13 protein-coding genes are annotated in these 12,443 nt (G+C 71.2%); 4 read left to right on the top strand and 9 right to left on the bottom strand.

The annotated features are described in order from the left end of the window. The first annotated feature begins 50 nt into the window (after positions 1-50). The 3 genes from F563_RS0107825 (at position 51) to F563_RS0107815 (ending at position 3,838) form a co-directional block, all read left to right on the top strand. Positions 51-554 carry a (2Fe-2S)-binding protein gene (locus tag F563_RS0107825; RefSeq protein ID WP_019014106.1) on the top strand — a complete coding sequence of 168 codons (504 nt, stop codon included), beginning with the start codon at positions 51-53 and terminating at the stop codon, positions 552-554. 91 nt (positions 555-645) lie between these two features. After that, complete coding sequence (locus tag F563_RS0107820) at positions 646-3,027, top strand: xanthine dehydrogenase family protein molybdopterin-binding subunit (RefSeq protein WP_019014105.1); 2,382 nt, start codon at positions 646-648, stop codon at positions 3,025-3,027. Between the two features lie 13 nt (positions 3,028-3,040). Then, positions 3,041-3,838 carry an FAD binding domain-containing protein gene (locus F563_RS0107815; protein ID WP_019014104.1) on the top strand — a complete coding sequence of 266 codons (798 nt, stop codon included), beginning with the start codon at positions 3,041-3,043 and terminating at the stop codon, positions 3,836-3,838. Between the two features lie 222 nt (positions 3,839-4,060). Here F563_RS0107815 and F563_RS0107810 read toward each other — a convergent pair whose 3' ends face one another. The 5 genes from F563_RS0107810 to F563_RS0107790 all read right to left on the bottom strand — a co-directional run bounded on the left by F563_RS0107810 (position 4,061) and on the right by F563_RS0107790 (position 8,198). Next, the gene (locus F563_RS0107810; protein WP_026299413.1) at positions 4,061-5,353 is read right to left on the bottom strand and encodes an NAD(P)/FAD-dependent oxidoreductase; all 1,293 of its coding nucleotides are present in this window, start codon (positions 5,351-5,353) and stop codon (positions 4,061-4,063) included. A 37-nt stretch (positions 5,354-5,390) separates the two neighbouring features. Then, positions 5,391-5,918 carry a cysteine dioxygenase family protein gene (locus tag F563_RS0107805; protein ID WP_019014102.1) on the bottom strand — a complete coding sequence of 176 codons (528 nt, stop codon included), beginning with the start codon at positions 5,916-5,918 and terminating at the stop codon, positions 5,391-5,393. Between the two features lie 17 nt (positions 5,919-5,935). Further along, positions 5,936-6,622, bottom strand: a complete 687-nt coding sequence (locus F563_RS0107800; protein ID WP_019014101.1) for a GntR family transcriptional regulator — start codon at positions 6,620-6,622, stop codon at positions 5,936-5,938. 86 nt (positions 6,623-6,708) lie between these two features. Further along, positions 6,709-7,197 carry an L-2-amino-thiazoline-4-carboxylic acid hydrolase gene (locus F563_RS0107795; RefSeq protein WP_019014100.1) on the bottom strand — a complete coding sequence of 163 codons (489 nt, stop codon included), beginning with the start codon at positions 7,195-7,197 and terminating at the stop codon, positions 6,709-6,711. A 14-nt stretch (positions 7,198-7,211) separates the two neighbouring features. After that, positions 7,212-8,198 carry a Bug family tripartite tricarboxylate transporter substrate binding protein gene (locus F563_RS0107790; RefSeq protein ID WP_019014099.1) on the bottom strand — a complete coding sequence of 329 codons (987 nt, stop codon included), beginning with the start codon at positions 8,196-8,198 and terminating at the stop codon, positions 7,212-7,214. Between the two features lie 71 nt (positions 8,199-8,269). Here F563_RS0107790 and F563_RS0107785 point away from each other — a divergent pair, with 71 nt between their 5' ends. Continuing rightward, positions 8,270-9,025, top strand: coding sequence for an aspartate/glutamate racemase family protein (locus F563_RS0107785; protein WP_019014098.1), 756 nt, complete (start codon positions 8,270-8,272; stop codon positions 9,023-9,025). On the opposite strand, the gene F563_RS0107780 is transcribed toward F563_RS0107785, so the two are convergent. The 4 genes from F563_RS0107780 to F563_RS0107765 all read right to left on the bottom strand — a co-directional run bounded on the left by F563_RS0107780 (position 9,026) and on the right by F563_RS0107765 (position 12,420). Beyond that, positions 9,026-9,994, bottom strand: coding sequence for a radical SAM protein (locus tag F563_RS0107780; RefSeq protein WP_019014097.1), 969 nt, complete (start codon positions 9,992-9,994; stop codon positions 9,026-9,028). A gap of 66 nt (positions 9,995-10,060) precedes the next feature. Then, complete coding sequence (locus F563_RS0107775) at positions 10,061-10,681, bottom strand: DNA-3-methyladenine glycosylase I (protein WP_019014096.1); 621 nt, start codon at positions 10,679-10,681, stop codon at positions 10,061-10,063. Next, positions 10,678-11,940, bottom strand: a complete 1,263-nt coding sequence (locus tag F563_RS0107770) for an NAD(P)/FAD-dependent oxidoreductase (RefSeq protein WP_019014095.1) — start codon at positions 11,938-11,940, stop codon at positions 10,678-10,680. The genes F563_RS0107775 and F563_RS0107770 overlap by 4 nt, the downstream gene beginning before the upstream one ends. Before the next feature lie 81 nt (positions 11,941-12,021). After that, on the bottom strand, positions 12,022-12,420 hold the full coding sequence (locus F563_RS0107765; RefSeq protein WP_019014094.1) for an AtzH-like domain-containing protein: 399 nt from the start codon (positions 12,418-12,420) through the stop codon (positions 12,022-12,024). Between the last annotated feature and the right edge of the window lie 23 nt (positions 12,421-12,443).

Raw genomic sequence — 12,443 nt, 5'->3', positions numbered from 1 at the left:
CGGGCCCGTGCATCCGCGCGGGCTCTTTCGCGACAGAGGGGAGACGTCGGATGCCCAAGGTCTCACTGACCGTGAACGGCAAGCCTGCCAGCGCGGAGGTCGAGAACCGCACGCTGCTGGTCGAGCTGCTCCGCGAGCACCTGCGGCTGACCGGCACGCATGTCGGCTGCGACACGAGCCAGTGCGGCGCCTGCGTGGTGCACGTGAACGGGGCCTCGGTGAAGGCGTGCACCATGCTCGCGGTGCAGTGCGAGGGCGCGGAGGTAGTCACGATCGAGGGATTGGCGGCGCCGGACGGCACACTCCACCCGATGCAGGAGGCCTTCCGCGAGTATCACGCGCTGCAATGCGGCTTCTGCACCCCCGGCATGGTGATGAGCGCGATCGACCTGGTGCAGCGCAACCCCCAGGGCCTCTCCGACCGCGAGATCCGCGAGGGGCTGGAGGGCAATCTCTGCCGCTGCACGGGCTACCACAACATCGTCCGCGCGATCGCGGCCGCCCAGCAGGTGATGCACGGCAAGGTGAAGGAGCTCCCCCGCGCGGCCGAGTAGCGGCGCCGATCGCGCGCCTTCCGGCGCGCCAAGAACCGATGGAAGGCGTCGCTCACAGCAGCAACGCAACAGGGACGACAGGAGCGTTCAGATGGGGTTCGAGGGCATCGGCGCAGCGGTCAGGCGGCGCGAGGACCTGCGGTTCATCTCCGGGCGGGGCAACTACACCGACGACATCAATCGTCCGGGCCAGCTTCACGCGGTGATCATTCGCAGCCCGCACGCGCACGCGCGCATCAAGGGCATCGATGCGGCCGCGGCGAAGGCCGCGCCCGGCGTGGTGGCCGTGTTCGTCGGCGAGGACATGGCCGCCGACAATCTCGGCGGCCTGCCCTGCGGCTGGCAGGTGAAGAACAAGGACGGCAGCCCGATGGCCGAGCCGCCGCACCCGGTGCTGGCGGTCGGCAAGGTGCGGCATGTCGGCGACCCGGTCGCGGTCGTGATCGCCGAGAGCAAGGGGGCCGCGCGCGACGCGGCCGAACTCGTCTCGGTGGACTACGAGGTGCTCCCTGCCGCGCCGACCCTGGAGGCCGCGCAGAAGCCTGGCGCACCGCTGGTCCATGACGGGGTCGCCGGCAATATCTGCTACGACTGGCATCTCGGCGACAAGGACGCGGTGGATGCCGCCTTCGCCAAGGCGCACAAGGTCGGCAGGCTGGAGCTGGTCAACAACCGGCTGATCCCGAATGCGATGGAGCCGCGCGCCGCGGTCGGCGAGTTCGATCCCGCCTCGGGCGACTACACGCTCTACACCACCAGCCAGAACCCGCACGTGATCCGCCTGCTGATGGGCGCCTTCGTGCTGCACATCCCCGAGCACAAGCTGCGCGTGGTCGCCCCCGATGTCGGCGGCGGGTTCGGCTCGAAGATCTACCATTACGCCGAGGAGGCGATCGTCACCTGGGCCGCCGGCAAGGTGAAGCGCCCGGTGAAGTGGACGGCCGAGCGCACCGAGAGCTTCATGTCGGACGCCCATGGGCGCGACCACATCACGGTGGCCGAGATGGCGATGGACAAGGACGGGAAGTTCCTGGCCTTGCGCGTGCACACCCAGGCCAACATGGGCGCCTATCTCTCGACCTTCGCGCCCTGCGTGCCGACCTATCTGTACGCCACGCTGCTCGCCGGCGTGTACACGACCCCGGCGATCTACGCCGAGGTGAAGGCGGTGTTCACCAACTCCGTCCCGGTCGATGCCTATCGCGGCGCGGGCAGGCCGGAGGCAAGTTTCCTGCTGGAGCGGCTGGTGGACATCTGCGCGCTCGAGATGGGGCTGGATCGCGTCGAGATCCGCCGGCGCAACTTCATCCCCGCGAGCGCCTTCCCGTATCAGACCCCGGTCGCGCTGCAATACGACAGCGGCGACTACAACGCGACGCTGGAGGCGTGCCTGAAGGCGGCCGACTGGGCCGGGTTCGAGGCACGCCGGGCGGAGGCGAAGAAGCGCGGCAAACTGCGCGGCATCGGCATCTCCACCTACATCGAGGCCTGCGGCATCGCGCCCTCGGCGGTGGTGGGCTCGCTCGGCGCGCGCGCGGGTCTCTACGAGGTGGCGAACATCCGCGTGAACCCCACCGGCAGCATCACCGTCTTCACCGGCACGCACAGCCACGGCCAGGGCCACGAGACCACCTTCGCCCAGCTGATCGCCGATCAGTTCGGGGTGCCGATGAGCCAGGTCGAGATCGTGCACGGCGATACGGCCAAGATCCCGTTCGGCATGGGCACCTACGGCTCGCGTTCGATCGCGGTCGGCGGGTCGGCGATGGTGAAGGCGGCCGAGAAGATCATCGCCAAGGGCAAGCGCATCGCCGCGCATCTGCTCGAAGCCTCGGCCGACGACATCGAGTTCAAGGACGGCAAGTTCCAGGTCGCCGGCACCGACCGCGCCAAGGCGCTCGCCGAGGTGAGCCTCGCCGCCTATGTGCCGCACAACTACCCGATCGAGGAACTCGAACCCGGTCTGGAGGAGACGGCGTTCTACGATCCCAAGAACTTCACCTATCCCGGCGGCTGCCACATCTGCGAGGTCGAGATCGACCCGGACACCGGAGTCGTACAGGTGGTGAATTTCTGCGCGGTCGATGATGTCGGCAGGGTGATCAACCCGATGATCGTCGAAGGCCAGATCCAGGGTGGTGTCGCGCAGGGTATCGGCCAGGCGCTGCTCGAGACCTGCGTCTATGACGAGAACGGCCAGCTGCTCTCGGGCAGCATGATGGACTACACCATGCCGCGCGCCGACGACCTGCCGAACATCAAGGTCGGCACCGCGATCACGCTCTGCACGCACAATCCGCTCGGCGTGAAGGGCTGCGGCGAGGTCGGCGCGATCGGCTCGCCGCCGGCGGTGATCGGCGCCGTCGTCGATGCGCTGAAGGACTACGGCGTGCGCCATCTCGACATGCCGGCGACACCGCACAAGCTGTGGCAGATCATCAACGCCAATCGGCCCCGCATGGCGGCCGAGTGAGGGGAGAGGACCGATGTACGATTTCGCCTATCACCGCCCATCCTCGGTCGCCGATGCGGTCAAGCTGCTCGCGTCCGACCCCGACGCGAAGGTGATGTCGGGCGGGATGACGCTGATCCCGACCCTGAAGCAGCGCCTGGCCAAGCCTTCCGCGATCGTCGATCTCTCGGGGATCAAGGATCTCGTCGGCATCTCGGTCTCGGGCAGCGCCGTCACCATCAAGGCGATGACCACGCACGCCGCGGTCGCCGCCTCCGCCGAGGTGAAGAAGGCCATCCCCGCGCTCGCCGCGATGGCCGAGCACATCGGCGACGCGCAGGTGCGCAACCGCGGCACGATCGGCGGCTCGATCGCCAACCATGACCCGGCTGCCGACTATCCCGGCGCCGTGCTGGCGCTCGGTGCGACGGTGCACACGAACAAGCGCAAGATCGCCGCGGACGACTTCTTCACCGGCATGTTCTCGACCGCGCTCGCGCCGGACGAGATCGTCACCGCGGTCGAGTTCCCGATCCCGGAGAAGGCGGCCTATGTGAAGTTCCCCAACCCCGCCTCGCGCTACGCCATGGTCGGCGTGTTCGTCGCCAAGGGCCCCGCCGGCGTGCGCGTCGCCGTCACCGGCGCCGGCGCGAATGGCGTGTTCCGCCACACGGCGATGGAGGAGGCGCTGGCGAAGAACTGGTCGCCGGACGCGCTGCATGATGTCGGCACGGCCGAGGAAGGGCTGAACGGCGACATCCATGCGAGCAAGGAATACCGCGCGCATCTCGTCGGCGTGATGGCCAAGCGCGCGGTCGCTAAGGCCGGTTGAGAAGAACATGCGGGGGTGAAGGGCCATCGGCGGGCCCCCATCGCGGCTTGCCGCGATGGGACCCGTGCCTTCCCCCCGCACCCCCAATCCCGCTTTTCATACCCGGCGCACGAAGGTTTCACCTTCGTGCGCCGGGTATGAGGTTTCCTCGGCGCGCAGCCGCCACACCAGCCCTGCGCGCGATCCCGGGCTGCCAAAGGTCAAACCTTTGGCAGCCCGGGATCAGTCCCGGCGGTCGCGCCAGCGACGCTCCAGGACCGCCAGCGGCGCGAGAGCGCGCGCGAAGCCGTAGGCCGGGATCGGCTTGAGGGGCTCGCGCAGCATGGGCAAGTGCTCCCAGGGCGTGCCGAGAGCCTGACGGGCAAGCTCGCGGCCGATCGCCACGCCGAGCGCGACGCCGCGGCCGTTGCAGCCGATCCATGTGGTCACGCCAGGTGCCAGCTCGTGCACATGCGGCGCACGGTCGACGGTGATGCCGACATGCCCCCACCAGACATGGTCGAACCGCGGCACGCCGAGCTGCGGATAGACGCGCGCGACGCGGGCGCCGATGCGCGCGACGATGCGCTCGCGCCAGTTCCGGCCGATCACCAGCGCCCCGCCTGTCACCAGCCGCCCGTTCGCATCGAAACGGAAGAAATGCAGATCGCCGCGCGTGTCCGACAGCGCATGACCCTCGGGCAGGATGGTCCGGCGCACATTGTCGGAGAGCGGAACGGTCGCCATCTGGTAGCTCGCGACCGGGATCATCTCGCGCCGGAGCCCCGGCCAGAGCTCGTCCGAATAGGCGTTGGTGGCGAGAATCACCCGATCGGCGATGATGCGTCCGCGCGGCGTGCGCACACCCCACGTCCCGCCTTCGCGCACCAGCGCGACGGCCGGCGAATGCGTGAACACCCGTGCCCCGGCCCGCATCGCCGCCGCTGCCAGCCCGCGCGCGAGCCCGAGCGGATTGATCCGCCCGCCCGTGCGGTTCATCCAGCCGCCGTGCCAGTGCTCGCTGCCGGCGAGCCTCGCCATCGCGTCGCGGTCGAGCAGCTCGACCGGGGCGCCGCGGCTGCCCCACTGCCGCACGCGCGACTCGGCGAGCTTCATCCTGCTCGGCCGGTGCGCGGGCTGGAGCCAGCCGTTCTGCACCGCCTCCGCCGCGATCCCGTGCTGTCGGATCAGGTCGAACACCAGGGCGGCGCTGTCGCGGATCAGCTCGACGAACGCCTCGCCCTTCTCGCCGAAGCGGCGCGCGATCTCGTCGGGGTCCATGCGCGAGAGATTCGGGATCACCTGGCCGTTGTTGCGCCCCGAGGCGCCCCAGCCGATCGCACCGGCCTCCAGCACCACCACCGACGCCCCGCCCTCGGCCGCGTGCAGCGCGGCGGAGAGGCCGGTGAAGCCCGCACCGACCACGCAGAGATCGGCGCGCGTCTCGCCCTCGAGCGCGGTGGTGTCGGGCGGCGGTGGTGCGGTTGCCGCCCAGAGCGAGGGCGGCAGCTCGGTCAGCGGGACGTCATCGGGCATGAGCGCAGCAAGCCGCACCCCGCCGCGCGCCGCAAGATCAGGCGGCGTAGACCCAGTTCACGCCCTCGCCGAAGCTGTCGTAGCGCACGCCATAGACATGGATGGAGATCGCGGTCGCATCCGAGGCGTTGTGCAGCTGGTGGATCAGCGTGATATCGGCCGGCCCGCAGCTGGTCGCGCCCATCGGGCGCGGAATGGTACGGGTCCGCACCGGCTTGCCACTGCTGCCGAGCGCGAAAAAGCGCTCCTCGACCCAGCCGCGGTGCACGCCGAAGGCACACCAGGTGCGGTGGCCGTGCACCGGGCTGGCCTGGCCGGGCTCCCAGACGATCGCGACCATCGCCCAGCCGGCGTCGCGGTCCTCGTGCAGCAGGTGGCGCACGTAGCGGTCGGGGCAGCCGGGACAATCGAACCCGGCGAGCAGTTCCGGCCGGTCGAGGAACGGCGCCATCGCCTCGGCGATCCGGCATTCCCGGCCGGTGTCCGGCCCGCGTTCGGCCGCGGTCACCGCCTCGATCATCGCCTGCAGGGTCGCGTTGCGCGCGACGGTAGTGATCTGGTTCATGCCCTTCCCCTGTCCCCTCACGTCGCGATGCGCGTCGCCGCCTCGGGCGACAGCAGCGCGTCCATCACCATCGTCCGGCTGGTGCCGATCTCGCAGGCCGCCAGCCGCGCCGCCTCCTCGCCATCGCCGGCGACCAGGGCGGCGATCAGCGCCCCGTGCTCGGCGCGCATCTCGCCGGTGCGGTCGCGCCGGGCGAGGCCGAGCACCAGCATGCGCGTCGCCTCGTCGAGCAGCCGGCCGAGGATGCGCGCGAGCCGGCGATTGCCGGAAAGCTCGGCGACCGCGACGTGGAAGGCGCGGTTGGCTTCCAGGAAGGCGAGCGCGCTTTCGGGGTCGGCCGGGTCGTAGCCGCAGCGCACCACGGCATCGAGCCGCTCCAGCGCCGCGGCATCGACGCGCCCGGCGGCGAGCCGTGCCGCCTCCGGTTCCAGCAGCGCGCGCAGCGCGAACACCTCGTGGATGTCGCGCACGGTGATCGGGCTCACCATCCAGCCGCGCCGGGGCAGGGGCTGGACCAGCCCCTCGTCCGCGAGGCGGGCGAGTGCGGCGCGCACCGGCGCCTTGCCGAGCCCCGTGAGCGTGGCCGCCGCGGTTTCGCTGACGGTCTCGCCGGGGGGCAGGCGCGTGGCCAGGATCGCCCGGCGCAGACTGGCCGTGGCCTGCTCGGTCAGGCTCGGGGGCGGCGGCTCAAGAGCGACGATCACTGACCGTCGCCTGACATTGGCACTGACATGTCAGCACAATGCCAAGTCAGGCGCCGCGCGTCAACGCTGTCCTGCCGCCGATCCGGTCAGGGCCCGTCGCGGGGCGTGATCGTCAGATGGCAGCAGCCGGGCGCACCGGGCGTCCAGGTCCGATTCTCGATCGCGAACCCCGCCGCCTCGAAGGTGCCGAGATCTACCGCGCCCGCGATCCGGCAGAGCACGGCCCGCTTGGCCTCGGGCACGCCGGCGTCGCGCCAGGCCTGCTGCAACGGGCAGGTCTCGAACTTGACCTCCAGCGCCTTCTCATCGCAGCGGCGCAGGTCCGGCCGGAACAGCGCCTCGCCACCCGGCAGCCCGCCGAGGAACGCGTCCTTCAGCCCCGCGATATCGGCCGGGGCGAAGCGCCGGAACGCTTCGCCCACCGCCCGGCCGCGCAGCCGCACGGCGCGCGTCAGCACCGCCTCGGCCCGCTCGGCGCCGACCGCGTCGGCGAGCGCGTCATAGGCGGCAAGGTAGAACAGCGCCCGGTTGGCGATCTGCGCCCGGAGCTGGTCGAGCAGCCGATCGGCCTCCATTGCGCGCGGCCGCGTCAGTCGACGCGCGCGCCGGAGCGCCGGACCACCTCCGCCCACATCTTGAGATCGTCCTCGAGCATCTTCCTGGCCTCGGCAGGGCCCTGGCCCATCGACGTCATGCCCTGCCCCTCGACCCAGGCGACGAACTCGGGGTCCGTGATGATCTTGCGGATCTCCTCCTCCAGCCGCGCCACGATCGGGGCCGGCGTGGCCGCCGGGGCCGCGAACAGGTACCAGGTGGTGGTGGAGAAGCCGGGCAGGTCGCAGGCCTCGGCCATCGTCGGCACGTCGGGGAACGCCTTCAGCCGCTCCTTGCTGGTGACGCCGAGCAGCCTCACCTGGCCCTGCCGGTATGGCCCCACCAGCGCCACCGTCTGGTGCAGGAAGATGTCCACCTCGCCCGCGAGCAGCGCGGTCATCGCGAACGGGCCGCCGCGATAGGGCACGTGCACCATGTCGAGCCCGGCCGCGGTCGCGAACTGCACGCCGGCGAGGTGGGTCGAGGCGCCGTTGCCGGTCGAGGCGTAGTTCAGCTTCCCCGGGTTGGCGCGGGCCGCGGCGATCACCGCCTTGCAGTCGGTGAACTGCGGCCGGTGCTGCGGCGAAACGGTGAGCGCGTTCGGCACATCCGCGAGCGCGATGATCGGCACGAAGTCCTTCATCGTGTCGACCGGCATGCGCGCATAGAGATGCGGGTTGATCGCCAGCATCGCCGAGGTGCCCATCAGGATCGTGTGCCCGTCGGGCGCGGCCTTGGCGACGTGGTCCATGGCGATGTTGCCGCCGGCGCCGACGCGATTGTCCACCACCACGGGCACGCCGAGTGCCCGCGACAGCGGCTCGGCCACCTTGCGGCTGTAGATGTCGGTGCCCGCACCGCCGGGGAAACCGCCGATGATGGTGATCGGCCGGCCCTGCACCGGAAAGCTCTGCGCGAATGCGGGGGCTGCGGTGACCGCGGCGAGTGCCAGGCCGAGAACGAGGCGGCGCGTCGGTGTCATCGGAACCTCCCAGGAACGGATGAAGGGCGTATTGTCCGTGTCTCATGCCAAGTTGCAACCGAAGGTTTGCCATGACCCTGCCGCTGTCGCTCCGAGCCGAGACCTCCGTCGCCCGCGGCGGCAAGGCCGTCTATGGCGTGCCGCTCGGCATCCTGATGCTGGAGGCGCGCTTCCCGCGCATCCCCGGCGACATGGGCAACGGCACCACCTGGCCGTTTCCGGTGATGTTCCGGGTGGTGAAGGGGGCAAGCCCGGAGCGCGTGGTGCTGGAGGGCGCGCGCGGACTGTTCGAGGATTTCCTGCGCGCGGCCGAGGATCTCGTTGCCCTCGGCTGCGAGGGGATCACCACGAATTGCGGCTTCCTCAGCCTGTTCCAGGCCGAGCTCTCGGCGCGGCTGAACGTGCCGGTCGCGACCTCCAGCCTGATGCAGGTGCCGATGGTGCAGGCGCTGCTGCCGCCGGGCAAACGCGTGGGCGTGGTGACGGTGAGCGCGCAGTCGCTCACACCCGCGCATCTGCGCGCCGCCAACTGCCCGGAGGATCTTCCCTTCGTCGGCACCGAGAAGGGGCGCGAGTTCTTCCGCGTGCTGATCAAGGGCGAGAAGGACGACATGGATGTCTCGCTCGCGCGCGCGGACATCCTCGATGCGGGCCGCGAGCTGGTCGCGCGCCACCCGGAGGTCGGCGCGATCGTGCTCGAATGCACCAACATGCCGCCCTATGCGGCCGCGCTCAGCGAGGCGGTCGGGCTGCCGGTGTTCGACATCTACAGCTTCATCACCTGGTTCCACGCCGGGCTGCGCCCGCGGCGTTTCGGCACGGGCTGATCAGCGCGAGCAGGCCGCGCCCCCGAGCACGCAGAACCGCGCGCAGTGCGGGTGGTTCAGCGGCACGGGACGGTCCGCCTCGGACAGTGTCGCCCCGAGCTCGAACTGCGGGTCGTAGGGCAGCAGCGTGCAGGCGACGACCGCGGGCCGGGCGGCCCCCTTGCGCTTCACCACCATCCGCGACGAGGCGCACATCACGCTGTCGGGTCGCTTGCCCAGGATGCCCCAGCACGCTTCGGTGATCTCGGGCACGTCGGCGCCCGCGTCCATCTCGGGGAACAGCATCAGCGCCACGGGATCGGCGGGGTCGATCGGGATCGCGTGGCGCGCGAACAGCGCCGCGAAGCCCGCGCGCAGGGTGGACTCGTCCTCACCGCCGAACGCGGCCCGGCCCGCGACGTGCACCGTGAAGCCCTCGCGCGCCAGCCAGGCGAGTCCATCCAGCGCCTTGGCGAAGGTGCCCTCGCCGCGCTCGACGTCGTGATGCGCGGTCTCGTAGTGGTCGAGGCTCACGCGCAGGATCAGCCGGTCCGGGCCGAAGCGGTCGCGCAGCGCGAGCAGCGCGCGCGCTTTCCGCCGCAGCGGCGCCATCGCATTGGTCAGCACGATCGCGCGGTAGCGCGCGGGGCGCTCCAGCGCATCGGCCAGCATCGCCGGCAGGTCGCGGTTCATGAACGGCTCGCCGCCGGTGAAGCCGATCTCCTCAAGCGGTTGGCCCGCGGCCTCGGCCTCGTCCAGATAGCCCGCCACCTCGGCCGCCGTCAGATAGACCAGCGCATCGTTGGTCGGGCTGCTCTCGATGTAGCAGGTGCGGCAGGCGATGTTGCAGAGCGTGCCGGTGTTGAACCAGAGCGTGCGCAGCCCCGCGAGCGCGACGGCGGCCCGCGGCTCGCCCCTGGCCGTGACGCGCGGGTCGCGGAACTTCGCCGGATCGAGACGTGGCGCAGATTGCGGATGACGGCTGGACACGCGCGGCTCGCCCTTGCTGATGACGCCGATGACCTGGGGACGGTTTCGCCTCCGCGCAGCCCCAGGTTACGCGGGGGCCGATGACGATTGCGGGACGACGAAGGCGGCACGCGCGCGCCGCGCGGCCTCGCCGGCCGGGCAGCCCTCGACATGGTCGTTCACCAGCCCCATGGCCTGCATGAAGGCATAGACGGTGGTCGGGCCGACGAACCCGAAGCCCGCGCGCTTCAGCGCCTTCGACAGTGCCGCCGAGTGCTTCGTGCTGCCGAGCGCGGCCAGCGCCTCGCGCGTCATGCGCACCGGACGCTCGTGCGGCGGCGGTTCGAAGCGCCAGACGAAGGCGGCGAGCGAGCCGTGCCGCTCGATCAGATCGCGCGCGGCGCGGGCATTGGCGATCGCGGCCTCGATCTTGCCGCGGTGGCGCACGATGCCGGCATCACCCAGCAGCCGCGCGACATCCGCTGCGCCGAAGCGGGCCACGGTGTCGATCTCGAACCCGGCGAAGGCGCGGCGGAAGTTCTCGCGCTTGCGCAGGATGGTCAGCCAGGAGAGGCCGGACTGGAACCCCTCCAGCACCAGCTTCTCGAACAGGCGCCGGTCGTCGGCGACCGGGAAGCCCCATTCGTGGTCGTGGTAGGCGACATAGAGCGGGTCCTCGCCGCACCACCAGCAGCGTTGGCCGCTCATCGGAACCGCGCGGCTCTGTAGGGGGCGGGATCGATCACGGGCGCGCGGCCGGCGATCAGGTCGGCGACGAGCGCGGCCGTCTTCGGCGCCGAGGCGAGGCCGACATGGCCGTGGCCGAAGGCGTGGATCACGTCCGCGCACCCCGACGCGGGCCCGATCACCGGCAGGCCGTCGGCGATCGACGGCCGGTGGCCCATCCACAAGGAAAGCCGCTCCGCCGGCAGGTCGCGGGGCAATCCGGGCAGCAGCCGCAGCGCCAATCGCTTCAGCACCTCGGCGCGGCGCCAGTTCGGCGCGGCCTCGATCGAAGCGAGCTCCACCTGCCCGGCGACGCGAAGCCCATGCGCCGTCGGGGTCAGTGGCGTGCGCGCATCGCCGATCATCACCGGGGTGCGCACGGTGGCTTCCGGGTCGCGGATGACCACGTGGTAGCCGCGCTCGCTCTCCAGCGGCACGCGGTCGCCGAGCGCGGCGGCGAGCGGCCTGGCGTGCGCGCCGGTGGCGATCACCGCGCGGTCGGCGGCGATCTCGCCCGCGTCGCTCACCACCGCGCGCAGCCGCCCGTTCTCGACCTTGAAGCCGGTCGCGCGGCCGCGCAGATGCGTCGCCCCGCGCGCGGTCGCGGCCGTGACATAGGCGGCCACCAGCGCGCCCGGATCGCGCACATGCGCGGCGTTCTCGATCAGCAGCGCGAAGGTGTAGTCGCGCGACAATGCGGGCTCACGCTGGTGCAGCTCCTCGGCCGAGAGCTCGATCCAGCGAATCCCCGCGTCGCGCCGCAGCCGCCAGCCGAGCGCATCCGCCTCGAAGGCCGCCCGGTCGCGCCAGGCGTAGAGGTGGCCGACGCGCGCGATCAGCGCCGACGCGTCCGCCTCCGCCGCCAGCGCCTCGTGCCGCGCCACCGCGTCGTGCAGCAGCGCCGCGAGCGCGCGGCTGGTGCGCTCGACCTTCGGCACGGTGGCGTTGGCGCGCAGGAACACCGCGAGCCAGGGGGCGAGGCGCGGCAGGAAGCGCCAGCGGATCGTCAGCGGCCCGAGCGGGTCGGCGAGGAACCCCGGCACCTTCTTCCAGATCCCCGGAACGCCCATCGGCACCACGCTCTCGGGGCTGATCCAGCAGGAATTGCCGTAGCTTGCCGCCTGCTGCCCGCCCGGTTCGCCTGGTTCGAGGATCGTGACGCGATGGCCCTCGCGCGCGAGCGTCAGCGCGGTCGCCGCGCCGACCGCGCCGGCGCCGATCACCACCACATGGTCGGGCATCACCCTCGATCCTTGACGTTGGGGCACGGAGGCACCCGGAACGGGGCCACCCTAACGCCGCCGCACGGTGCGGCAAGCCGGTCAGCGCTGCACGGGGGTGCCGACCTCGTTCAGGGACACATGTGCCGAGACCACGCGGAAGCCCAGGCCCGGAATCCGCGCCATGATCTTGGTCTCGCGGCCGATCATGCCGGTGGCGACGCGCCGGTAGACGATGTTGGTGACGGCGACGTCGCGCCCGAAGGTGGTGATCAGCACCTCCAGCCGCTCGCGCTGCTGATAGCCACCGGTCTGGGCGCGGCGGAAGCGGCGGATCGCGTCCATGCCGACCAGGATCTCGCCGACGCCGAAGCGGATGGTGCGCGGATCGTCCCAGAACAGCGCTTCGAGGGTCGGGATGTCGTTGCTCATCAGCGCCGTCTCGTACTGGTCGAGCACCGCGCGCGCCTCCGCCACCACCTCGGGGATGTCGAGTTCCATGGGCTTCACCTCCGTCGTTGCGC

Origin of the sequence: Elioraea tepidiphila DSM 17972 (genome assembly GCF_000378465.1) — a bacterium.
Lineage (GTDB): Bacteria > Pseudomonadota > Alphaproteobacteria > Acetobacterales > Acetobacteraceae > Elioraea > Elioraea tepidiphila.
The sequence above is the reverse complement of the archived record's forward strand: the minus strand, read 5'-3'. Positions and strand labels throughout refer to the sequence as shown.